General features: G+C 53.1%; 22 protein-coding genes and 1 pseudogene. 17 read left to right on the top strand and 6 right to left on the bottom strand.

The annotated features are described in order from the left end of the window. The first annotated feature begins 65 nt into the window (after positions 1-65). The 6 genes from M6D81_RS09750 to M6D81_RS09725 all read left to right on the top strand — a co-directional run bounded on the left by M6D81_RS09750 (position 66) and on the right by M6D81_RS09725 (position 5,981). Complete coding sequence (locus M6D81_RS09750; protein ID WP_262676681.1) at positions 66-689, top strand: HAD family hydrolase; 624 nt, start codon at positions 66-68, stop codon at positions 687-689. A 201-nt stretch (positions 690-890) separates the two neighbouring features. Then, positions 891-2,771 carry a heavy metal translocating P-type ATPase gene (locus M6D81_RS09745; RefSeq protein WP_262676680.1) on the top strand — a complete coding sequence of 627 codons (1,881 nt, stop codon included), beginning with the start codon at positions 891-893 and terminating at the stop codon, positions 2,769-2,771. A 92-nt stretch (positions 2,772-2,863) separates the two neighbouring features. Beyond that, entirely contained in the window at positions 2,864-3,634 is a 771-nt protein-coding gene (locus tag M6D81_RS09740) for an NUDIX domain-containing protein (protein WP_262676679.1), read from the top strand. 31 nt (positions 3,635-3,665) lie between these two features. After that, a complete protein-coding gene (locus M6D81_RS09735; protein ID WP_262676678.1) occupies positions 3,666-4,226 on the top strand; it encodes a cysteine hydrolase family protein in 561 nt (186 codons plus the stop codon). A 27-nt stretch (positions 4,227-4,253) separates the two neighbouring features. Continuing rightward, complete coding sequence (locus tag M6D81_RS09730) at positions 4,254-5,693, top strand: nicotinate phosphoribosyltransferase (protein ID WP_262676677.1); 1,440 nt, start codon at positions 4,254-4,256, stop codon at positions 5,691-5,693. Between the two features lie 90 nt (positions 5,694-5,783). After that, the gene (locus M6D81_RS09725; RefSeq protein ID WP_262676676.1) at positions 5,784-5,981 is read left to right on the top strand and encodes a hypothetical protein; all 198 of its coding nucleotides are present in this window, start codon (positions 5,784-5,786) and stop codon (positions 5,979-5,981) included. 36 nt (positions 5,982-6,017) lie between these two features. Here M6D81_RS09725 and M6D81_RS09720 read toward each other — a convergent pair whose 3' ends face one another. Then, positions 6,018-6,206 carry a DUF2524 domain-containing protein gene (locus tag M6D81_RS09720; RefSeq protein ID WP_262676675.1) on the bottom strand — a complete coding sequence of 63 codons (189 nt, stop codon included), beginning with the start codon at positions 6,204-6,206 and terminating at the stop codon, positions 6,018-6,020. A 143-nt stretch (positions 6,207-6,349) separates the two neighbouring features. Here M6D81_RS09720 and M6D81_RS09715 point away from each other — a divergent pair, with 143 nt between their 5' ends. Further along, entirely contained in the window at positions 6,350-6,499 is a 150-nt protein-coding gene (locus M6D81_RS09715) for a hypothetical protein (protein ID WP_262676674.1), read from the top strand. Positions 6,500-6,583: 84 nt separating this feature from the next. Beyond that, a complete protein-coding gene (locus M6D81_RS09710) occupies positions 6,584-6,817 on the top strand; it encodes a DUF3892 domain-containing protein (RefSeq protein WP_262676717.1) in 234 nt (77 codons plus the stop codon). Positions 6,818-6,921: 104 nt separating this feature from the next. On the opposite strand, the gene M6D81_RS09705 is transcribed toward M6D81_RS09710, so the two are convergent. Then, positions 6,922-7,647 carry an MBL fold metallo-hydrolase gene (locus M6D81_RS09705; protein WP_262676673.1) on the bottom strand — a complete coding sequence of 242 codons (726 nt, stop codon included), beginning with the start codon at positions 7,645-7,647 and terminating at the stop codon, positions 6,922-6,924. Positions 7,648-7,904: 257 nt separating this feature from the next. Between M6D81_RS09705 and M6D81_RS09700 the strand changes: the two genes are divergently transcribed. Then, entirely contained in the window at positions 7,905-8,486 is a 582-nt protein-coding gene (locus tag M6D81_RS09700; protein WP_262676672.1) for a stalk domain-containing protein, read from the top strand. An 88-nt stretch (positions 8,487-8,574) separates the two neighbouring features. Then, positions 8,575-8,886, top strand: a complete 312-nt coding sequence (locus tag M6D81_RS09695; RefSeq protein ID WP_262676671.1) for a DUF1292 domain-containing protein — start codon at positions 8,575-8,577, stop codon at positions 8,884-8,886. 76 nt (positions 8,887-8,962) lie between these two features. On the opposite strand, the gene M6D81_RS09690 is transcribed toward M6D81_RS09695, so the two are convergent. Then, a complete protein-coding gene (locus M6D81_RS09690; protein WP_262676670.1) occupies positions 8,963-9,379 on the bottom strand; it encodes a DUF1885 family protein in 417 nt (138 codons plus the stop codon). A gap of 68 nt (positions 9,380-9,447) precedes the next feature. Next, positions 9,448-10,917, bottom strand: coding sequence for an aminotransferase class I/II-fold pyridoxal phosphate-dependent enzyme (locus tag M6D81_RS09685; protein ID WP_262676669.1), 1,470 nt, complete (start codon positions 10,915-10,917; stop codon positions 9,448-9,450). Between the two features lie 197 nt (positions 10,918-11,114). Here M6D81_RS09685 and M6D81_RS09680 point away from each other — a divergent pair, with 197 nt between their 5' ends. Together M6D81_RS09680 and M6D81_RS09675 are read left to right on the top strand one after the other, a co-directional pair. Then, positions 11,115-12,308: an MFS transporter gene (locus M6D81_RS09680; RefSeq protein WP_262676667.1), complete on the top strand. Its 1,194-nt coding sequence runs from the start codon at positions 11,115-11,117 to the stop codon at positions 12,306-12,308. A gap of 279 nt (positions 12,309-12,587) precedes the next feature. After that, positions 12,588-15,578 carry an efflux RND transporter permease subunit gene (locus M6D81_RS09675; protein ID WP_262676666.1) on the top strand — a complete coding sequence of 997 codons (2,991 nt, stop codon included), beginning with the start codon at positions 12,588-12,590 and terminating at the stop codon, positions 15,576-15,578. Between the two features lie 69 nt (positions 15,579-15,647). Here M6D81_RS09675 and M6D81_RS09670 read toward each other — a convergent pair whose 3' ends face one another. Further along, complete coding sequence (locus M6D81_RS09670) at positions 15,648-16,298, bottom strand: YktB family protein (RefSeq protein WP_262676665.1); 651 nt, start codon at positions 16,296-16,298, stop codon at positions 15,648-15,650. 226 nt (positions 16,299-16,524) lie between these two features. On the opposite strand from M6D81_RS09670, the gene M6D81_RS09665 reads away from it, so the two are divergent. Together M6D81_RS09665 and gndA are read left to right on the top strand one after the other, a co-directional pair. Beyond that, complete coding sequence (locus M6D81_RS09665; RefSeq protein ID WP_262676664.1) at positions 16,525-17,121, top strand: hypothetical protein; 597 nt, start codon at positions 16,525-16,527, stop codon at positions 17,119-17,121. A gap of 185 nt (positions 17,122-17,306) precedes the next feature. Further along, on the top strand, positions 17,307-18,719 hold the full coding sequence (gene gndA, locus M6D81_RS09660; RefSeq protein ID WP_262676663.1) for an NADP-dependent phosphogluconate dehydrogenase: 1,413 nt from the start codon (positions 17,307-17,309) through the stop codon (positions 18,717-18,719). Here gndA and M6D81_RS09655 read toward each other — a convergent pair. Beyond that, entirely contained in the window at positions 18,714-19,031 is a 318-nt protein-coding gene (locus M6D81_RS09655; protein WP_262676662.1) for a hypothetical protein, read from the bottom strand. The two genes, gndA and M6D81_RS09655, sit on opposite strands and share 6 nt — an antisense overlap. 132 nt (positions 19,032-19,163) lie before the next feature. Between M6D81_RS09655 and M6D81_RS09650 the strand changes: the two genes are divergently transcribed. The 3 genes and pseudogenes from M6D81_RS09650 (at position 19,164) to M6D81_RS09640 (ending at position 21,468) form a co-directional block, all read left to right on the top strand. After that, the gene (locus tag M6D81_RS09650) at positions 19,164-19,700 is read left to right on the top strand and encodes a shikimate kinase (protein ID WP_262676661.1); all 537 of its coding nucleotides are present in this window, start codon (positions 19,164-19,166) and stop codon (positions 19,698-19,700) included. Between the two features lies 1 nt (position 19,701). Next, positions 19,702-21,000 carry a 3-phosphoshikimate 1-carboxyvinyltransferase gene (gene aroA, locus M6D81_RS09645; RefSeq protein ID WP_262676660.1) on the top strand — a complete coding sequence of 433 codons (1,299 nt, stop codon included), beginning with the start codon at positions 19,702-19,704 and terminating at the stop codon, positions 20,998-21,000. A 24-nt stretch (positions 21,001-21,024) separates the two neighbouring features. Continuing rightward, a pseudogene (locus M6D81_RS09640) lies at positions 21,025-21,468 on the top strand (CoA-binding protein). The last annotated feature ends 83 nt before the right edge of the window (positions 21,469-21,551 follow it).

The raw sequence follows: 21,551 nt of genomic DNA, 5'->3' as shown, positions 1-21,551 counted from the left end.
TGCGGACTTTCTCACTGTACGCATCGGTTGTACAATCATGGAAAACCTTGAAAGGGTGTGAAACGATGTACAAGACGATTATTTTCGATGTCGATGGGACGCTGATCGATACAGAAAAGGCGGTGCTTGGATCGTTGCAACGGATGCTGAAGCTGGAATACGGGCTATCTTACGAACAGGCCGAGCTTGCCTTCGTGTTAGGAGTGCCGGGCGCGAGCGTCCTGCCGAGACTTGGCGCGCATAATGTGGAAGCGGCTATCGAGCGCTGGAATGAACATATGAAGGACTTCAAACACACCATGCGAATATTCGAAGGCGTTCCGGAGCTGCTGGGCCAGCTGTACCGGCGTGATGTGCGGACGGGGATCGTGACGTCCAAGACAAAGTCGGAGCTAAGGGACGACTTCATTCCGTTCGGATTGATGGAATACCTGTCCGTTGTCGTATGCGCCAGCGATACATTGCTTCACAAGCCCCATCCGGAGCCTCTGCAGAAGTTTCTGGAGCTGTCGGGAGCCGATCCGCGAACATCCATTTATATAGGGGATACAATTTATGATTACCAGTGTGCGCGTGACGCGGGGGTAGCCTTCGGACTGGCATTATGGGGTGCCAAGACCAGAGAGGGTATTCATGAACGGCATGTGCTGGACAGTCCTTTGGATGTGTTGACGCTTATAGACGGCTAAGTGTGATTTTTCTCATTTACTTTTAATTATTTCTGTTTTAGAATGATTATTATAAAGTTGCCTCAATGCAAGAGGCGGGACAAAAGAATAAAGGCGAGACTAGTCTCGCAGTACGTGCTGCTTCCGGAAACGGAAGCAGCATGTGTCATTTTTGGGGCATTAAAAGTGTGAATCATTATCAATGAAGAGGAGTGGGACATCATGACGGCATCGCATGTCAGCAAGCTGATCAAGAGAAATTTGGAAGGTGTCGCGGCGTTGGCGAGCGGAGTACTCATCGTACTTGCTTGGAGAATGGAAGCGAGCATGGAGGAGCTATCGATCGTACTGTATCTGCTTGCCTTCGCAATTGGAGGCTTCTACAAAGCCAGGGAAGGTCTGCGTACCTTAGTTCAGGAGCGGGATCTTGACGTTAATATGCTCATGCTGGTAGCTGCTGTAGGAGCGGCAAGTATTGGTTACTGGATGGAAGGGGCCATATTGATCTTTATATTCTCATTGAGTGGAGCATTGGAAAGCTACACGATGGAACGCAGCCGTCGGGATATATCCCGTCTGATGGAACTGAAGCCGGAATCTGCCGTGCGCTATACGGATGGTCAGGAACAAACAGTGCCGATCGAACAGCTTGTGGAGGGGGACATTATCGTTATCAAACCCGGCGAGCGTATAGCTGCAGACGGCATCGTCACGACAGGGAGTTCCTCCGTCAATGAGGCGACCATTACAGGCGAGTCGATACCGGTGGACAAAGAGGTCGGAGACAGTGTATTCGCAGGTACGATGAACGGACAAGGCGCTCTGTTCGTAACCGTAACGAGGTCAAGCGAGTCAACGCTGTTCTCCAAGATTATATCGCTCGTGCAAGAGGCTCAGAGCGAGAAGCCGGCATCTCAACGGTTCATGGAACGGTTCGAGCGGATTTATGCCAGAACCATCCTAATCGTCACCGCGGCCATTATCGTCGTTCCTCCCTGGCTGCTGGATTGGACTTGGCTGGACTCGCTTTATAAAGGTATGGTGTTTCTTGTCGTAGCCTCTCCTTGCGCCCTCGTGGCATCTATCATGCCGGCGATGTTGTCCGCCATTGCGCGAAGTGCGAGACAAGGGGTGTTATTCAAGGGCGGAGCCCATCTGGAGCATCTGGCAGACGTCAAGCTGGTCGCCTTCGACAAGACGGGAACATTGACGCAAGGAAGACCGGCCGTAACAGATCTTATCGGTTATGGCGGCTACGAAGAGAAAGAGGTTCTGCACGCCGCCGCGTCCATCGAGAGTCTGTCGGAGCATCCCTTGGCGAAAGCGATCGTCCGCTGCGCTCAGGAACGGGGTATTGAGCCTGACCGCGCCCAGTCTCTGCAAGCGGTAACGGGGTGGGGCGTGGAGGCGCAATGGCAAGGCTGTCTATGGCGGATCGGGAAGCCATCCCTGCTCGACAGGAATAGCCTGACAGAGAAGCAAGAGTCAGCCATTCACCGATTGGGACAAGAAGGAAAGACGGTTATCGTCATCGCTCGAGAAGTTACCGTCATCGGGATCATTGCGCTGCAGGATACGATCCGGGCAGAGGCAACCGGGACGATAGCCGCTCTACGGGAGCTGGGCATAAAGGCGGCCATGCTGACCGGCGACCAGCAACGGACTGCAGATGCGATTGCCCGAGAAGCGGGGATTGACAAGGTGTTCGCCGAGCTGCTGCCGGAACATAAGCTGCAACTGATCAAACAACTGAAGGAGCGTTATGGGCATGTTGCAATGGTCGGCGACGGTGTTAATGATACACCTGCGCTTGCTACGGCAACAGTGGGGATTGCCATGGGAGGGGCGGGAAGCGATGCCGCACTCGAGACGGCCGATCTGGTGCTCATGAACGACGGCATTGACAAAATCGCATATGCGATCCGGTTAAGCAAGCGGGCGCGTCGCATTATTAGGCAGAATATGATTTTCTCAGCAGTCGTTATTGCGATTCTGATCATAACCAACTTCACATCGGGCATATCGCTTCCTCTCGGTGTAATCGGTCATGAAGGCAGCACCTTATTGGTTATACTGAACGGGCTGCGCTTGTTGAAGCGTTAGGCCGGGAAAGGGTTGACAATCTCTCTTATTATGTCATAATGATAATATCAAATTGATAATATAGACGTGATAGATTTGAAAGGGGTGATAGGGTGAATGATGCATCTTCCCGGAGCACGTACGACGCAAGCAACTATCGGACGCCGGACGGAGCTCCCAGCGATATCGTGATATTCACAATTGTCTCCAAATCGAAGGAGCAGGGCAAGAAAGCTCTCCCAGCGCGCGAGCTTCAAGTATTGCTAATCCAGAGGAAGAGTTGGCCATTCGAAGGCTGTTGGGCATTGCCGGGAGGCTTCTGTCATGAGGATGAGAGCATGGAGTCGTGCGCGCGACGCGAGCTGCTGGAGGAGACAGGCGTGCAGGATGTGCATATGGAGTACTTCAATGTGTACAGCAAGCCGGGCCGCGATCCCCGAGGGTGGATGATCTCCCACGCCTTTGTCGCACTGGTAGAGGAGCAGCAGCTGTTGGGCAGGAAAGCCGCAGATGATGCGGCGGATGTACGATTATTCCCGGTTGAAGCGGCGTTAAGCATGGAGCTTGCATTCGATCATTCCGTCATTCTGCGGGATGCGCTGGGCAAAGTAAGGGAGAATATGCTGACCACAACAATTGCGAAGCAGTTCCTGCCGCAGGAGTTTGCCATTAGCGAGCTGTACCAGGTCATTCAAACCGTCGTGCCGGATTTTCAGGAGCAGAATTTTATTCGAAAAATTACATCGACGAAGAGCAGAAAGGGCATTATTGAAGAAGTATACGATGAAAGAGGGGAGCGAAAGCATTCCAATCGCTACTCACAGCGTGCGGCGCAGCTATATGCGTTCACCGATTATGCTCCCCGTCTTTCTATCTACAGCTGAAATCCATACGAAAAGAAGGAGGCTGACAGCTATGAAAGCACTTATCGTCATCGATTACACCAATGATTTCGTAACGGGCAAGCTGCCTTGCGGAGATCCGGCGATTGCGATTGAGAAGCCGATCGTTCGGCTTGTGGAACAATTCCTGGCAAGTGGGGACGAAGTCGTGATGGCTGTCGATCTGCATCGGGAGGAAGATCCCTATCACCCTGAGACGAAGCTGTTCCCGCCCCATAACATCGAGGGGACAGAGGGAAGGCGCTTGTACGGCGATTTGCATTCCCTTTACAAGCACCATGAGGAAGAGATTTATTGGATGGATAAAACGAGGTACAGCGCTTTTTGCGGCACGGATCTCGACATCCGGTTCAGGGCAAGAGGGATAACGGAGCTGCATCTTGTCGGTGTATGCACCGATATATGCGTATTGCATACTGCAGTAGACGGCTATAACAATGGGTACTCGCTTCATATTCATGAAGATGCGGTGGCAAGCTTCAACGAGGCGGGACATGTTTGGGCGCTTGGACATTTCCGGCATACACTGGGAGCCCGCTTATGGCGCAATGGGAGCTTGCAGCAGCCAGAATAAGGAGACAGACTTCGAGGAGTGGACATAATGACCTATGACAATCTGACGCTACATACCGATAAATACCAGATTAATATGATGTATGCACATTGGAAGCAAGGGACCGGCGGTCATCGCGCCGTATTCGACGTCTACTTCCGCAAGCTGCCGTTCGGCAACGGATTCGCGGTGTTCGCAGGACTGGAGAGGGTCGTCCGTTATATACAAGGCTTGTCGTTCGGCGAGGAAGAGCTTGCCTATCTGGCCGGACAAGAGGAAGCTTACGAGCAGGCCTTCCTGGAGGAGCTGAGAACTTTCAAGTTCAGTGGCGACTTGTTCGCAGTGCCGGAAGGGACGCTGGTCTTCCCGGGCGAGCCCATCATGCGAGTAGAGGCACCGGTATTTCAAGCGCATCTGATCGAGACGGCCGTTCTGAACTTCGTGAATTACCAGACGTTGATCGCGACGAAAGCAGCACGCATTAAAGGTGTAGCGGGGAATGACTCGCTTCTGGAGTTCGGAACGAGACGGGCGCAGGAGGGCGATGCGGCAATATGGGGAGCTCGGGCTGCATATGTGGCCGGATTCGACGCTACATCGAATCTGAGAGCGGGCATGTTATTCGATATTCCGGTCAAAGGCACGCATGCACACGCCTGGGTACAGTTCCACGACGACGAACAGGAGGCGTTCGATCGATATGCGGACAGTCTGCCGGACGGCGTCACTTTGCTGGTGGACACATACGATACATTAAGGAAGGGCATACCGCATGCTATAGCGACGGGGCTGGCGCTTCGCGATCGCGGCAAGGAGATGAAGGGCATTCGGCTCGATAGCGGCGATCTGGCCTATCTGTCGAAGCAGGCGCGCAGGATGCTGGATGAAGCAGGTCTGCACGATGTGAAGATCGTGGCGTCCAACGATCTTGACGAGAATATCATTTTCAATTTGAAGGCGCAAGGCGCGGCCATCGATATTTGGGGCGTCGGAACTCAGCTGATTACGGCTGCGGATCATCCGGCTCTCGGCGGTGTGTACAAGCTGGCAGCAAGGGAGAAGAATGGAGCGTATGAGCCCGTCATCAAGATTTCTTCCAATCCGGAGAAGGTGACGACCCCGGGGGTCAAGGAAGTGTACCGGATCATTAATAAAAGCACAGGAAAAGCGGAAGCCGATTACATGATGTTGAAGAATGAGCGAGCTATTGACGGAACCCCCCTGAAGCTATTCGATCCCGTACATCCTTATCTGCGGAAGATTGTGGAGAATTATAAAGCGTACCCGCTGCTGCAGCCTGTCTTCCAGGATGGCGAGCTTGCGTATACGCTCCCTTCGCTGGATGAGATCCGAGCCAATCATCGCGAACAGCTGGAGTTGTTCTGGCCGGAATATATGCGAAAGCTGAATCCGGAGAAATATCCCATAGACTTGAGCGAGGAAGTATGGCAGCTGAAGCAGGACCTGCTGCAGAAGCATCGGGCATGAGCGGAAAATAGCGGTCACTTCGCCCATACCATATCCGCGGTTGTGCATAGACTACTATCATAACTTATGGATGGGCAGGTTGCACGGATTATGTCCAAAAACAACACTGACAACAAGGAAGGATTGAACGCGGAAGATTTGGCGCTGATCGCAGCGATCTTGGTTGTCATTGGCGACCTTGTCGCACTTTGGGCGGTCATCGCAGCGAGGAATGAAAATGCAGATGTGGCACCGGAGGCTGCCTCCATCAGCCGTCATAAGAAGAAAAAGCCGCGAAGAAGGGCGTAACTGGCCTGAGTCCGCGGCTTTTGTGTATGCTGCATTTTATGTTTCTTTTGGGATATCGCACTTGTTTTGAATGAAGCGGATCTGATTGTTCAGATGATTGATTTCGTCTTTTGCGCTCTGTTCTTGTCCGCCGCTTGCTTGCAGCAGTTCCAGCCGGGCCATCAGTTGCGGCAAATCCGTTGAGGCGTTGGCGCAATCGTAGCTGCTGTCCAATGATTGGTTCATCTTTCATTCCTCCTTGATCGAGATGCGAATTTTGGGAACCGTTCTATTTTTGTTCATTATCATCGATTATATGCCCGCTCAGACCTACTATTTTTATTCCTTTACGCATACGTTGGTACAAAGCGAAGGGGAGGGCATTGCTTATGGGAACCTTTTATGCCGAGCTGGCCATCTGGCTTACCGGCCTATTCGGACTGCTTGGTCTATTGATCACATCGATATACGCATTTGTGAAGAGCGATTCCCGGGATTACGACGAGCGGAACGTGTGGCTGCGAAAAGTAAAGGAATAACGGGTCGCAAGCAGGGGGCATGCTATATGCGAAGATATCACATCATCCATGAGGAGGATCACAATAGTGGATACGACGAATGGCATGCAAGACATGAGAGAACAGTTCGTAGCAGTGCAAAAAAACGGCGACGGCGACTTGACGGCATTCAAGACTTCGTCCGGCAGGGTGCTGGATTATCAGTCGGCGCTGCAGGAAGTGCAAGCTGGACAAATTTCGGGAGTGAACGCTTTTAAAGGAAGAGACGGCGAAACGTATATACGTGGCGACGCCGATGGCGACCCAACGAACAATCTGGATCAGCTGCCGCTTTTTTAATCCTTCAGACGATTGCATTGCATAATGGCCAGACAAAAAGGCCGTCCCTTACTCCGGTAATTGGAGCTTGAGGGGCGGCCCTTTCTCATATCACGGCATGCGGCTTAAACGGAATAAGACTTTCCCTGCTCCACTATGCGCATTGGTCCGGTACGACCGCGATAATTCTCCATCGCATCGCCGTAATGCATGAGCCACACTTTGTCCTGAATGTCTTTGGGGAGCGTCAGCAGCTCATCGAGCGTAGCATGCACCACGCCCGGAGGCTCCAGCTGACAATCGTGATAGATGGTTGTTACGCCTTCCTCGACGAGCTGCATAATCAGTTCCTTGTTGAACCTCATATCGGCGGAATAGAAGAAGCAGTCGTTGAATAGGAAGGAGTAGCTGTCTTTGTTCGGAATGTGCTTGGTCTGTATGAGCTTCACCTTCAAGTCTGGAGCAATCGTATAATCTTGCCCCGGCACAAGCGGCTTCACCACGAAGAAGTCTTCAAGCGAAGTGAGATCGCCTTGCGTCAGCCCGCCTCTCAGCGTCTGCTCCCACAACGGCTCGACTAACGTGTCGGCAATATAGAGGAGCGGCTTGCGGCCATGCTTGAACAGCATCTGAAAGGCATATTCCTCCAGACCGCCTACATGATCGCCGTGCATATGGCTGATTAGTGCGCCGTCCAAGTCGCCGAACTCGATTCCCGCCTTGTGCAGTGCGGTGGGCAGAGTAATGCCGCAATCGACAAGCAAGCGGCAGCCGCCCGCCTCAATCAGCGCATTGTTGTTGTAATACTTTTTGGCGAACGCGCTGCCTGTCCCTAACATTGTAATTTGCATGATAAGTGTTCCCCCTGTCGCTTATATCTGCATACGCAGCTTCTCTTCCTTCACTTTATCAAATTACACGGCGCTTTACCAAGGTCGAAGGGAAATTTACAATAATCTAATTTCCCGGGCAAGCGCAAAAAGCTACAGTGTTTGACAAGCTTGGCGCAAGCGGAGCCAATCATTAATTCCATAAATGAATCATCGCAACTTTCGGCTTAAGTCGGAGTATAACCATACATCTGACAAGTAGCGGAAGGGGGGTATTCATGGGGATGAAATTACGCAAGGTTGCCATCTGGCTCGTGCTTCTTACTCTCTGGGGAGGAACGATGCTCGCGGCCGAAGCCGCTTCCCAGAAGGTAACGGTATTCGTGAACGGCATCAAGCAAGGCGAAGGCGGAGTTCTGATGGATGGCAAGACGTACCTGCCCCTGCGACAGCTCGCGACGGCAATGAACGCGATTGTCGAATGGGACGGCGAGAGGAATGAAGCTTCGCTGCATAAACCCAATGTGCATATGTTTGTTTACCATATTAACAAAGAAGGCGACAAGCCGTTCGGCGCAGTCAACAAAGGATTTCCCGGCAATATAAAAGTTTTCGCCCAGGTCGACAATTTGCAGACGGAGATTAATGCCATTAAAGTGACGATCAAAGATCCGTCCGGTCAGGAAAAGCTGTTGCAGAGCCAGGATGACAAGTCGTTCAATGACAACTTCTGGTTCGTAACGGAGGAAAGCGAATACAAGTTCGATCAGGCAGGCAATTATACGATTCAATTCCAGATGAGAACGGCAAGCGATGACAAGTGGCATATAGTCTCGGAGAAGAGAATCCATTCGAAGTAACAGACTTGTCGAGCTCCGTTTGACCGCCCGCATGCGACATGGTAACATGTGTGAGTGTGATTAAAACTGCGAAATGGGGTAAGATTTCATGAGCGAGCATCAGCATGGAGCGGATTGCGGCTGCGGGCATGACCATGATCATGAACATGAAGAGCATGTGTTCATCGTAACCAACGACGAAGGCGAAGAGCGCGAGATGGTTATGGTGTATACATTTGAATCGGAAAGTAATGTGTACGCTGTGCTGCTGGATCGTCAAGATCCGGAGCAAGACGGCGTTATTTTCCGTATTGAAGAAGAGAACGACGAAGCATTCCTTGTTGGCATCGAGGATGATGCGGAATGGGATCGCGTAACGGCGATTTACGAGGAGATTGCGCGTACGGAGAACGAACAATAAGACCAGATTAAAAAGGCTGCTTGCCGTCAAGGGGATCTTGGCGGGGCAGCCTTTTCGTTATTACAAACCGTTTTCGTTATTTCCTGGGGTAGTAGTAGACGGTTCTGCCGTTGAACATCGTCAGCTCCGCCTTCCACGCTTTGGCCAAATATTTGCTTAGTTCATTGCCTTTCGCCTTGTCGCCGTGCGTCGCTTCATCCGGCAGCACCATCTGAATGCATGGAACGTTATCTCCCGCCGCGCTGGCGTAATCGCCAAGGCCGATTATAATATGTCGGTAATGCGAGTTGATGCCTTGAAGGTAAAACCAGCGATCATCGCCAGAGGATTTCACCTCGTAGGGAAATGCCGCCTCCGAGTAATTCCAACCTAGCTGCCTCCCCGTGAGAGCCGTCTGCTGCCGGTATTGCTCCAACTGCTTCTCTACGTCTTCCAGCGTCAGCTGTTCGGCTGCCGATTCCGGTACGAGCTTGATATAAGCGCTTTGACTCATCTCCCATCACCTCACCCTCATCTTAGCATGAGTTTCCAGGCGAGACAATAAAGGGTTTTCGGCATTGGTTAGAAGATGGCAGTCTCCTCCACGATGACTTTCACGAATTGAATGCTGCGATCTTCAGGACCCTTCACCGGCAAGCCAACTTCGACATGGTCGACGATATAATCGATGTTTCTCTGCGAGATCACCTCGCCGGGCAGTAGAATCGGGATGCCAGGCGGGTAGACGTAAATGAATTCGGCAATGATTCGTCCTGCTGATTCCTTGAACGGGATCACTTCTGTCTCGGCGTAGAAGGCATCGCGCGGCGTCAAGGAGAGCTGGGGAATGTCCGGAATTTTCACAATCAGTTCCTTTGATTCTGCGCCTGCATAATACCGCTCGGACAGCGCTTTGAGCGCTTCGACCAATTTTGTCGTTGTATCCGATGTATCTCCGGGGGTTACTAAGCAAAGAATGTTATACATGTCGCTTAGTTCGATTTCCAGATTGTAGTTGTCGCGCAGCCAGTTCTCGGTCTCGTAGCCCGTAATGCCGAGATGGCGCACATGAATCGTAATTTTGGTCGGATCGTAGTCGAAAGTGGCTTCGCCGCCAAGAATATCTTCTCCGAAGCAGTACAGGCCGGGAATAAGGTTCACCTGCTCGCGCACTTGCTGCGCCAGTGTGATCGTCTCTTCCGCAAGCGCATATCCGTTCATGGCCAGATTGCGTCTGGACGTGTCCAGCGATGCCAGCAGGATGTACGAGGTGGACGTCGTCGTCAGCATGCTGATAATCGTCTGTACGCGCTGCGGGTTGATTCTGCCCTTGCGAATATTCAGCACGGAGCTCTGCGTCATGGAGCCGCCCAGCTTGTGCACGCTCGTCGCCGCCATATCGGCACCGGCTTGCATCGCCGACATCGGAAGCTTGTCGTGGAAGTGGATGAGCACGCCGTGCGCCTCATCGACCAGCACGGGAATATCGTAGCTGTGGACTAGATCCACGATTTCCTTCAAGTTCGCGCAGATACCGTAATAAGTCGGATTGATGACGAGCACGGCCTTGGCGTCGGGATGCCGCTCCAGCGCTCTTCGCACGGAGCGGGTCGTAATGCCGTGGTCGATGCCCAGGTTGCTGTCCCGCGCAGGCGAGATGAATACGGGTCGGGCTCCGGCGAATATGATGGCGGACATGATCGATTTGTGCACGTTGCGGGGCACGATGATCTTCTCGCCCGGAGAGCAGACCGACATGACCATCGTCATGATTGCCCCGCTTGTCCCTTGAACGGAGAAGTAAGTGAAGTCGGCACCGAACGCATCGGCGGCGAGCTTCTGGGCCTCTTCGATGACGCCGGTAGGCTGGTGAAGATCGTCCAGCGGCGCTATATTAATGAGATCGATGGACAGCGCGTTGTCTCCGATGAATTCGCGGAATTCGGAATCGCTGCCCTTGCCTTTTTTGTGTCCGGGAATATGGAACTGTAAGGGATTTTGGTCCGCATGCTTGCGCAGTGCTGTAAACAGCGGAGTTTTGTTATGGTCCATCTTCTGTCATCCCTGCCCTTCTTAGATATGCAAACAAAGTAGAGTATAACAAAAACGCGAGGGAATGCAAGAAACTTTTTGACGCTTGGAAGTCAGCGTGCAACAGGCTTTATTCCGGCATCGAATTTGTTCTATAATTGTTCATACATCGCCGGTCCGTCAATATGTTACGATAGGTTTCGTGGAGGGGTTGCAGCATGAAAGATAACCGTATGGCAATTGTAATGGCCATATTAATGATTACGTTCATAGGCTTCGGAATTATCATCCCGGTCATGCCGGAAATTATCCATGCGGTGGACCCGAATGGAGCGGAAATACATACCGGGCTAATGCTTGCTTTATATTCGGCAGTCGGCTTTATTATGTCTCCTCTATGGGGGAGATGGTCCGACCGCATCGGCCGCAGACCGATCCTGCTGGTCGGGCTGGTAGGCTTCTCCGTCAGTTTCCTGCTGTTCGGGCTGGCGGGTGAAAGCCTGCTGCTTATGTACTTGTCCAGAGCGATGGGCGGACTTTTCTCGGGAGCCGTCGCATCCGTCATCGTTGCGTATGTGGCGGATATTACGCCTCCGGAGAAGCGGACGAAGGGCATGGGGCTTGTCGGGATGTCGATCGGGCTGGGCTTCACGTTCGGACCGGGCTTCGGCGGCTTGCTCAGTGATGTATCCAATGAGACGCCGTTCTTTACGGCGGCAGTGTTGTCGTTCATCACGTTCCTGTTCGCTGTGGTCAAGCTGAAGGAATCGCTGGAGCCGCATCAGCGGAAGGCGGGAACGGGGAAGAAGGTATCCCGGTGGAAGGCATTCCAGGGACCGCTCAAGTATTTGTATGTGCTGGCCTTTTTCGTTACGTTTACACTGGCTGGCATGGAAGCGACCTTGCAATTTTTCGGTATGAACCGCTTCGACGTAACGCCGCGGCAAGTGGGCTTGCTATTCTTCGTCGTAGGCATAGTCGGTGCGCTTGTGCAAGGGGGCTTCGTGCGACGCAAAATCAAGAAGGGCGAAGAGCCACGCTACATTGCGCTTGGCTTGGTCTTGTCCGCCGGCGGTTTTTTCTTGCTCTTGTTCGCGCATTCCCTCTCGTGGACCATTCTGTCGCTCGTCGTATTCGGCATCGGGAATGCACTTATCCGCCCTTGCGTCACATCGCTTATTACGCAGAAGACGCAGGTGGGTCAAGGTGCCGCTTCCGGACTCAGCTCCGCTATGGACAGCCTGGGAAGGGTTGCGGGGCCGTTGCTCGGCTCCATGCTGTTCACAGTTGAGATGGGCTTGCCTTACCTGCTGGGCGGCATTCTATGCATGCTGGCGCTGCTGCTGGTCATGCGATTCCGCCAGCTGGACAGTGTGGATTCGGACGAACAGCAGTTGGCTGCACGACAGTAAATATTAGATAGGACGGAACCGACGCTGCACTTGCAGCGCCGGTCTTTTTTATATGTATCGATTTGCCACAATGCTTATTCGTCTCAAATAAGGCTAACATGCGCATTCCTTTCAGTTGCCGGCTGCACAGCAGCCTTCTCCGTCCCCAGACCCATTCTCCCCTCGGCCCAATGAAGGGGGAGAATAACCGTCCTCAGACGATTATGGCCTTCCCTCATCTCCCTTAAGATGAATAGTGTTGAGTGTAACCAATAGATGGATATCAGGGAGAGAGATCGAATGAGGAAAATTACGGAATGGTCATTTCGAAACAAGGCGGCTCTAAGTCTGATGATCGTCATGGCACTGGCCATGGGACTGATGAGCTACTTGAGGCTGCCGATGGAATTTATGCCTCCGGCGGACAATCCGCAGGTGATGATTACGACAATCGGTCCCGGAAGCAGTGCGAAGATGATGGAGCAGCAAGTGACGGAGCGGGTGGAGCAGGCTGTCATGTATATGCCGGGCAAAACGTCGATGCTGTCTGCATCCGGCGACGGCTACTCGCAAGTGACCGTCAACTTCGGCTCCGGCACGAATATGAAGGAAGCGACAAATGAAATTGAACAGGCGTTATCCGGCATCGAGCTGCCCCAGCATGTCATGAAGCCGTTCGTCTTGCAGTTGAATACGACCATGATTCCGATCTCATGGATTACGCTGGCGTTCGACCCGGACTTAAGCGAAGGGGAGCGGTCATCGTGGACGGAACGGGTGACCGGTGAATTGAAGGAGGTGGATGGGGCGGGCGAGATCAATGTAACCGGCGCTGTTAAGCCAATCCTCTCGATCGCTCCGGATTCGGCCAAGCTTGCCGAGAAGGGCATCCCCCTTCAGTCGCTGCTTGGCGTGCTGCAGGGAAGAGACGTATCCGCCGCATTGGGAGAGCGGAATATCGACGGACAGACGGTCCACTTCAAGCTTACGGATCAATTGACAAGCCTGGAAATGTTACGGAAGCTTCCTGTTGCCGCGGGGGTGGAATTGGCGGATGTGGCCGCAGTCGAATGGTCGAACGGTCAGGAGGGCACCAGCAGAATGAACGGGAAGGACGCAGTGCTGCTGACGGTCTCCAAGACGGCGGAAGCGAATGCTGTCGCGGTAGGAGGCGAGATCGAGCAGGTCATTCGGCAGCTTCAGAGCGAACGGTCCGATGTGGACGTCGTTCAACTGATCAGCACAGCGGACTCCATTACGGGGTCGGTTAACAGCATGCTGCGCGAGGTGCTGCTGGGAGCGTTGTTTGCGACTGTAGTCATCTTGCTCTTTATGCGCAATTTGAAAGCGACATTCATTACAATCATCTCTATTCCGTTGTCGCTTGGCATAACATTGTATCTGCTGCAGTTATCCGGCATCTCTCTGAATGTGATAACGCTTGGCGGCGTTGCCGTTGCGGTAGGGCGGCTAGTGGACGACAGCATCGTCGTAATCGAGAATATATACCGAAGGCTGCAGCGGGAAGCGTTCTCGATCCGGCTCGTGACGGATGCCACGAAGGAAGTGGCGGCTGCGATTACTTCTTCCACGGTCGTGACAGTGGCCGTATTTTTGCCGATGGGTCTGCTAAGAGGCTCGCTGCAGGATTTCCTGCTGCCGTTCGCGCTGACCGTGTCTTATTCTCTGCTAGCTTCGCTGATCGTAGCCTTGACTGTCGTGCCGGTGCTCAGTGCGTGGCTGCTTAAGGGGACGAAGGAACGTGAGCATGCGAGGCATGCCGCATTCGCGTCGTTCGTTAGATGGAATCTGGAGCGGAAGTGGCTGCCACTGACGCTGTCCATCATTCTGCTTGCAGCATCCGTAGGCGCTTATATCGCCATGCCGAAAGGCGCAATGGATGCCAGCAGCGCGCATCATGTCAACGTCACCTTGCAATACCCGAGCGACATGCCGCTTGAGCGCGTAAGGGCGGGCGGCGAAGAGCTGGAGCGCTACATGCTTGGCGACGACAGAGTGGAGTGGGCTCTGCTGACTATGGGCAACAGCTCCGATATGGCGCGCTATGGCTCGGTTACTTCTCCGACACTTGTCACTATGCTGGTTGATTTGAAGGAGGACGTGAATGCAGAGACATTCATGAAAGATTTGAAGGCGGATCGGGACAAGTACGACGGAGCGGAATTGCAAGCAAGCGCAATTGACATTATGATGGGCGGCGGCGGAACGAGTCTGTTGTTAGACGTTACCGGGGACGATCCGGAGCTTCTGGCGGATACCGCTTCGACGCTGACCGAACAGATCGGGAAGCTGAAGTCCATCCGTACCGTTGAAAGCAATCAGCAATCGCTGAAGCCAGTCTATTCCTTCAAGCTCGATCCCGAGAAGGCCAGGGGCGAGGAGGTGGTTATTCAGCTGAACAGCCTGTTGAACCCACTCCCGATAGGCGCGGTAACGCTGGACGGTGCAGACGTGCCGGTTGTCATACAGCCAAGCGCGGACCCGGTATCCGAGCGGGAGCTGAAAGAGTTGTCTATTATGACTGCAGACGGCCCAACCGCACTGTCCCAACTGGGGGAGTTCGTCCGGACGGAGGAACCAAGTCTGTTCTACCATAAGGAAGGCAAGCCGTACATTCGGATTACGGCTACGGCCGATCCGGAGCAGTTGTCCGTGGCAGGAGACGATATAGGGAAGCTGGTTGACGGGCTAACGCTGCCGGAAGGCGTTCATGTGGCTGTGGGCGGAGCTTCGGCTGACTTGAATGAGGATTTCGCAGATCTGGGATTGACCGCCTTGATTTCCATCGCACTTGTCTATCTGATCATGGTGCTCACCTTCAAGACGCTGCGTGCGCCGCTGGCCATTATGGTGACCTTGCCGCTGGCGGCGATCGGGGCGGTTACCGGCTTGCTCGCTACAGGCGTGACTCCCGACTTCACGGCGATGTTCGGCGCGTTGATGCTGATCGGCATCGTCGTGACGAATGCGATCGTACTCATCGACCGGGTGAAGCAGAACGAAGCGGATATGCCGATACGCGAAGCGCTGGTGGAAGCTGCCGCGACGCGTATGCGCCCCATCGTGATGACCGCATTGGCGACGATATGCGCGATGCTGCCGCTTGTATTCGGCGAGCATGCCTCGACCAATATCGTATCCCAAAGTCTGGCGATTGTCGTCATTGGCGGCTTGGCTGTAGCGACGCTGCTTACGCTGGTCATTGTGCCTTGCATGTATGAGCTGCTCTTCTTCCGCAAAGCGCGCAGACAGCGCAGAACTGCCGGGTAGCCATACGGATACAGAGTCTGGAGTCTCCTTTCCCCTCACCAGGAGTAGCGGGAAAGGAGGCTCTTGCTGTTATTGCACATCTGTTGCGATACGATACAGAGGCAGAAGCGTCTCGTAGGTCGAGAGCGCGAACGTCGCCAATTCATCTTCGTCGCGCAGCACTTCGTCATCGGCAGCCAGATGTCTTCCTATAAGAAGCTCCGCTTTGCCGACATCCCTGAAGCGGACAAGCGCCGTCCTCCAGTCCTCTTCGCTCATATCTCCCGCCGCGACGGCTTCCTTCTTCATGTGATCCTGAGAGACGACGAAGCTGTCGGGCACGGCTTCGGTGACGTCATCCAGCCTGTTCAAGTAAGCGGATGCGATGTTCTTCTTGTTCGGCACCTCATAGATCAACGCCAGCCACAGGAACAGGTGGTCGTCGAACAAGCCGAGCTGGAAGTGGGGATGCGCTTTGTAACCGCGCTTGTTGCTGCATATGGACAGCCATGTGTCTTTGGGAGGATTGACCTTGCGCCGGGCATGTCTGGCGATATGCAAGTGCATTTCCCGCCCGCTCAGCAAGGTGAGCTCCTCCGCCAGTCTTCCGCCAATGCTGCGGAATTTCGGTTGAATCTGATTTTGAATCGCCGTCATTCGCTCATCCAGTCCGGGCAGCTGGAATACGGCGAAGTCATCTGAAGTAAATCCGGTATATGGAGTAGCAGTGGACGTAAGCATGATGACAATCTCCTTTACAGGCATAATTGAAAATTATAGCACAGCCAAAAAGGACTAGTCCGTGATTTCATCAGATTTTCATTGTTCCGCTTATCTATTTAACATCGCAGCTGCGTAAAAATAGTCAATAAACCAAGTTGCCAGAACATAAGATGAAGTATAAGATATTAGTAAGATCAAATTATCAGAACATTTCGTCAATAACCCGGAGTAAGGAGGGATTGCCGTGAACAGGAGCTATGAAGTGGAATACTGCAATCTGGAGCTGCGATTCGAACGCCGGCAAATCCAAAATCTCATCCGTGATCTCATTCAGGAAGGGTACTCCTTGTATTGGAGCGAGACAGAGGGACAGTTCCTCGTATCCATTCGAACTGGCCGTAAGCTCGTCAAGCTGCAATTTCAGCGCATGCACAACCGATACAAAATCGTGGGCGATTATGTGATTAAGGATGAAAAGCTGTCGGAGCTGTTGGAGAAGCTGATTAACGATACGCGTGGTCATGCTGTGGTAAAGCGGATCAAGGACCGTCAAATCGTCATTGAAAGCATTATGTTCGGTGAGATTATACGACTTGTGGAGGTGTCTGGCATGGAGCATCGCATAATTTACCAGAAGAAACCGTTCGTCACGATAGAGGAAATGATCAAAGCCTTTCAATCGAAGCGCGCAGAAGAGAGAGCCGTTGTGTTGCGCTACGAGCTGGATTATGAGTTGTCTGTGCTGCATGAGGCATTAGAGGCGAAAGATAAGGAAGCGATTACAAATTCGAAGGAAAAGCTTGGCGTGCTTCGCACAGAAATGCTGCAACTGGAGCTTTAGTATGAATGGTTATGTCGCGTTCGGCCATTAAACGGTCAAATAATCAGTGGACACACTGTTTATTTGACCGTTTTTGAATAGTTTGAAAAGATGTTTTTGCACACAAATGGTTTTCATCTTCGCGCAAAAAGAGTAGAATATAGCTATTGTGATTCAAAATAGAGGAAAAAGGGTGGAGGCACGGGATGTCAAAACAACAAATCGGCGTTATCGGAATGGCAGTAATGGGCAGAAATCTGGCCCTTAATATTGAGAGCAAAGGATTCACCGTATCGGTGTATAATCGTTCGCGCGAAAAGACGGACGACCTGATGAAAGAGGCAACGGGGAAAAATCTGGTGCCGACTTATTCGGTAGAGGAGTTCGTGCAATCCCTTGAAGTACCGCGCAGAATTCTGATCATGGTGCAAGCGGGCGCCGGAACGGACGCGACAATCGAGTCTCTGCTGCCTCATCTGGATCAAGGCGACATCATTATCGATGGAGGTAATGCATACTTCCCTGATACACAGCGCCGCAGCAAGGAACTGGAGGCGAAGGGCTTCCGCTTCATCGGCACAGGCGTATCCGGCGGGGAGGAAGGCGCGCTGAAGGGCCCGTCCATCATGCCAGGCGGACAGAAGTCGGCATATGAGCTTGTCGAGCCGATTCTGACAGCTATCTCTGCGAAAGTAGGAGAAGATGCATGCTGCACGTACATCGGTCCAGATGGCGCCGGCCACTATGTGAAGATGGTGCATAACGGCATCGAATACGGTGACATGCAGCTGATCTGCGAAGCTTACGATCTGTTGAAGAACGTGCTGGGCGTGACTACGGAGGAGTTGCACGAGATTTTTGCGGAGTGGAACAAAGGGGAACTGGACAGTTATCTGATCGAGATCACCCGCGACATCTTCTCCAAGTACGATTCGGAGACAGGCAAGCCGATGGTGGACGTTATTCTTGATTCCGCAGGACAGAAGGGCACAGGCAAGTGGACAAGCCAAAGCTCCCTGGATCTTGGCGTACCGCTGTCCATCATTACGGAATCCGTGTTCACCCGCTTCTTGTCTGCCATGAAGGAAGAGCGCGTAGCGGCAAGCAAAGTGCTTAGCGGCCCGCAAGCGGCTCCGTTCCAGGGAGACAAAGCGGCATTCATCGAATCCGTTCGCAAAGCGCTGTTCGCCAGCAAAATTTGCTCCTATGCCCAAGGCTTTGCCCAAATGCGTGCGGCATCCGAAGAATACAACTGGGACCTGCGCTACGGGGATATCGCCATGATCTTCCGCGGCGGCTGCATTATCCGTGCGCGCTTCCTGCAAAATATTAAAGACGCTTACGATCGCGATCCTGCTCTCCGCAATCTGCTGTTGGACGAGTACTTCAAAGGCATCGTGGAATCCTACCAAGGCGCTTGGCGCGAAGTCGTATCCGCAGCGGTGGCCAACGGCGTGCCGGTACCGGCGTTCTCCAGCGCCCTTGCTTACTTCGACAGCTATCGCACAGAGCGTCTTCCTGCCAATCTGCTGCAAGCGCAGCGGGATTACTTCGGTGCGCATACATTCAAGCGGATTGACAAGGAAGGCACGTTCCACTTCAATTGGCTGCAATCATAAGGGTGAGGAATCGTCGCCCATTAGGCCGAATGCCGCTTCTCTTAACCAATGGCGAATGCGATCCGCTTCCTGGTCGCAATAATGCTTGCGCTGGAGGAGCGCCATCGCCGCTTCGGCGAAGCTGAGGAAATTATGCATCAGACGTGGCTGCGAGAGATCCGAAAGTAGCGGATCTCCGTCGGCCACCTTTTTTTTAATATAACCGAGCATCCATATGACATCATCGCGGCAGAGAGGATGGGCGGGGTCCAAGATTCGACGAACTCTCACGTCCGTGGAATGCGCTACCGGCGAGTGGGGTTGGCACATCATTGCGGCTCACTCCTCTTTATTATAAATGGCATTATTATCAACCATACGGCATATGCCGCTTTTTTATACCCCTGTCCAATAAAAAAATGATATGATTGGTTGGATAACATAAGGCAAAGGATGGAACTAGTCATGCAGCTTCGGCAACAGGGCAAATTGATTCTTGTCGGCTTCATGGGAACGGGCAAGTCAAGTGTCGGCAGCAGGCTGGCAGAGCGGCTGGGCTGGCCACTTATCGATTCCGATGCGGCGATTGTAAGGGATCAAAATCGGGATATATCCTCAATATTCGCAACGGATGGAGAAACCGCATTCAGAGAAATTGAGTCACGCGTGCTGGCCTCCCTGCTTAAGACGCCGGATTGTGCCGTCGTCTCAACGGGCGGAGGAGCCGTCCTGAAGGAGGAGAACCGCAAGCTAATGCGGAAGACGGGGATAGTTGTTGCATTGAAGGCAAGTCCCGAGAGGATCGTCTCCCGCGTCCTTCAAGACGAATCTCGGCCATTGCTTGATGGCGATGTTCGAGGAAGAGTATACCGGCTGATAGAGGAGCGGAAGCATGCATACGATTTCGCTCACTTTACGCTGGATACGACGGAGATGAGCGTGGACGACGTAGCGGCAGCAATATTATCAATGACTAATCATGTGGCGAAGGAGAATACTTAGAATGGATGTACTCGTAACACCAACGGCTACACTGCAAGGCGAGCTTGGCGCGCTCTCCTCCAAAAACTATACGACGCGTTATTTGCTGGTAGCGGCGCTTGCCGACGGCACCAGCACGATCTATTATCCGGCCCATAGCGAGGACAGCGACGCCATGAGGCGCTGCATACGCGATCTGGGAGCGATCGTAGAGGAAGACGAGGAGAAGATTGTCATTACCGGATTTGGACGTCATCCGAAGCCGGTCGATAAGCTGGACGTCGGGAATGCGGGTGCGGTGCTCCGCTTCCTGATGGCGATTGCTTCGCTCTGTCCCGATGTGACATTCATTAACCGATACCCGGATTCCTTGGGCAAGCGTCCGCATCTGGATCTGATTCATTCCTTGACTTCCATGGGAGTCGACATCTCTCATCAGGACGGGAAGCTGCCGATTACGATCAAGGGCGGCAATCCGAAGGGCGGTCATATTCAGGTGTCGGGCAACATCAGTTCCCAGTTTCTAAGCGCACTGCTCTTCCTCACGCCGCTTCTGGATGAGGATAGCGAGATTGAAGTGCTTCATGACTTGAAGTCGAAAGTCGTCGTCGGCCAGACGCTCGAGGTGCTGCAGCAAGCCGGCATCGTCATCCATGCGGACGAAGACTATATGCGCTTCCGCGTGCCTGGACGCCAGCGCTACCAAGCGAAAACGTACACCGTTCAAGGCGACTATCCGGGATCGGCAGCCGTTCTGGCGGCAGCGGCGGTAACTCGATCTGATGTGAAGCTGCATCGGCTGCCGGTGGACAGCAAGCAAGGCGAGCGGGCTGTAGTCGATGTGCTGCGCATGATGGAATGTCCGTTGACGCACGACAACGATATCGTGCATGTGCAAGGCAACGGCAAGCTGAAGGCTGTGGAATTCGACGGCGATCACGCCACGGATGCCGTACTGGCCATGGTTGCCGCAGCCGTGTTCGCGGAAGGGACTTCCCGCTTCTATAATGTAGAGAATTTGCGCTACAAGGAGTGCGACCGGATTACCGATTATTTGAATGAGCTGCGCAAGGCGGGCGCCAACGTGGAAGAGCGCCAAAGCGAAATTATCGTTCACGGACGTCCTGAGGGCGTCGAAGGGGGAGTGGAGATCAATGCGCATTATGACCACCGTGTCATTATGGCGCTTTCCATCATCGGTCTCCGTGCCGCCAAGCCCCTCGTCATCAAGGACGCGCATCATGTAGCCAAGTCATACCCCAATTATTTCGACCATTTAAAGGCGCTCGGCGCCAATGTGGAATGGATTGAAGGCGTATAATCTAGCTGGAGTGAGGTGATTAGGATGGCTTATACCAATCCAGGCCGAGACGAGATCAAGAGCATTCTGGAGAAGAGTATGACGATTGCGGTAGTCGGCTTGTCGGACAAGAAGGACCGTGTCTCTTATATGGTGTCGGAGGCTATGTAGGCCAAAGGATACAAGATCATTCCCGTCAATCCCAATAGCGAGTCGATTCTGGGAGAGACATGCTATGCCAGCCTTGCGGATATTCCCGTACCTGTCGACATTGTCAATGTGTTCCGCCGGAGCGAATTCACTCCCCCAATTGCCGAGGAGGCTGTCGCCATTGGAGCGGGAACGTTATGGCTGCAGTTGGGCATTACGAATGAAGAGACAGCCCGGATTGCCATTGCAGGCGGATTAACTTACATCGAAGATCGTTGCATCAAGGTGGAGGATTCCATTCTGCTGCCGGAGGGCAAGTCATCCACTCCCAAAACATAACGGTTATAATTCAAAGCGCGACACTCCACAATAAGAAAGGCTTCAACGGGCAATGATCGCTCGCATGAAGACTTAAGCTTACA

Origin of the sequence: Paenibacillus sp. J5C2022 (assembly GCF_025567625.1) — a bacterium.
GTDB lineage: Bacteria > Bacillota > Bacilli > Paenibacillales > Paenibacillaceae > Pristimantibacillus.
The sequence above is the reverse complement of the archived record's forward strand: the minus strand, read 5'-3'. Positions and strand labels throughout refer to the sequence as shown.

Bases quoted from the DNA above. Each gene is read 5' to 3' on its own strand.
- M6D81_RS09730 (WP_262676677.1), top strand. From the start codon at position 4,254: ATGACCTATGACAATCTGACGCTACATACCGATAAATACCAGATTAAT.
- M6D81_RS09720 (WP_262676675.1), bottom strand. From the start codon at position 6,206: ATGAACCAATCATTGGACAGCAGCTACGATTGCGCCAACGCCTCAACG.
- M6D81_RS09680 (WP_262676667.1), top strand. From the start codon at position 11,115: ATGAAAGATAACCGTATGGCAATTGTAATGGCCATATTAATGATTACG.
- M6D81_RS09700 (WP_262676672.1), top strand. From the start codon at position 7,905: ATGGGGATGAAATTACGCAAGGTTGCCATCTGGCTCGTGCTTCTTACT.
- M6D81_RS09650 (WP_262676661.1), top strand. From the start codon at position 19,164: ATGCAGCTTCGGCAACAGGGCAAATTGATTCTTGTCGGCTTCATGGGA.
- M6D81_RS09675 (WP_262676666.1), top strand. From the start codon at position 12,588: ATGAGGAAAATTACGGAATGGTCATTTCGAAACAAGGCGGCTCTAAGT.
- M6D81_RS09695 (WP_262676671.1), top strand. From the start codon at position 8,575: ATGAGCGAGCATCAGCATGGAGCGGATTGCGGCTGCGGGCATGACCAT.
- M6D81_RS09715 (WP_262676674.1), top strand. From the start codon at position 6,350: ATGGGAACCTTTTATGCCGAGCTGGCCATCTGGCTTACCGGCCTATTC.
- M6D81_RS09685 (WP_262676669.1), bottom strand. From the start codon at position 10,917: ATGGACCATAACAAAACTCCGCTGTTTACAGCACTGCGCAAGCATGCG.
- M6D81_RS09750 (WP_262676681.1), top strand. From the start codon at position 66: ATGTACAAGACGATTATTTTCGATGTCGATGGGACGCTGATCGATACA.
- M6D81_RS09735 (WP_262676678.1), top strand. From the start codon at position 3,666: ATGAAAGCACTTATCGTCATCGATTACACCAATGATTTCGTAACGGGC.
- M6D81_RS09655 (WP_262676662.1), bottom strand. From the start codon at position 19,031: ATGATGTGCCAACCCCACTCGCCGGTAGCGCATTCCACGGACGTGAGA.
- gndA (WP_262676663.1), top strand. From the start codon at position 17,307: ATGTCAAAACAACAAATCGGCGTTATCGGAATGGCAGTAATGGGCAGA.
- M6D81_RS09705 (WP_262676673.1), bottom strand. From the start codon at position 7,647: ATGCAAATTACAATGTTAGGGACAGGCAGCGCGTTCGCCAAAAAGTAT.
- M6D81_RS09725 (WP_262676676.1), top strand. From the start codon at position 5,784: ATGTCCAAAAACAACACTGACAACAAGGAAGGATTGAACGCGGAAGAT.
- M6D81_RS09710 (WP_262676717.1), top strand. From the start codon at position 6,584: ATGCAAGACATGAGAGAACAGTTCGTAGCAGTGCAAAAAAACGGCGAC.
- M6D81_RS09670 (WP_262676665.1), bottom strand. From the start codon at position 16,298: ATGCTTACGTCCACTGCTACTCCATATACCGGATTTACTTCAGATGAC.
- aroA (WP_262676660.1), top strand. From the start codon at position 19,702: ATGGATGTACTCGTAACACCAACGGCTACACTGCAAGGCGAGCTTGGC.
- M6D81_RS09745 (WP_262676680.1), top strand. From the start codon at position 891: ATGACGGCATCGCATGTCAGCAAGCTGATCAAGAGAAATTTGGAAGGT.
- M6D81_RS09690 (WP_262676670.1), bottom strand. From the start codon at position 9,379: ATGAGTCAAAGCGCTTATATCAAGCTCGTACCGGAATCGGCAGCCGAA.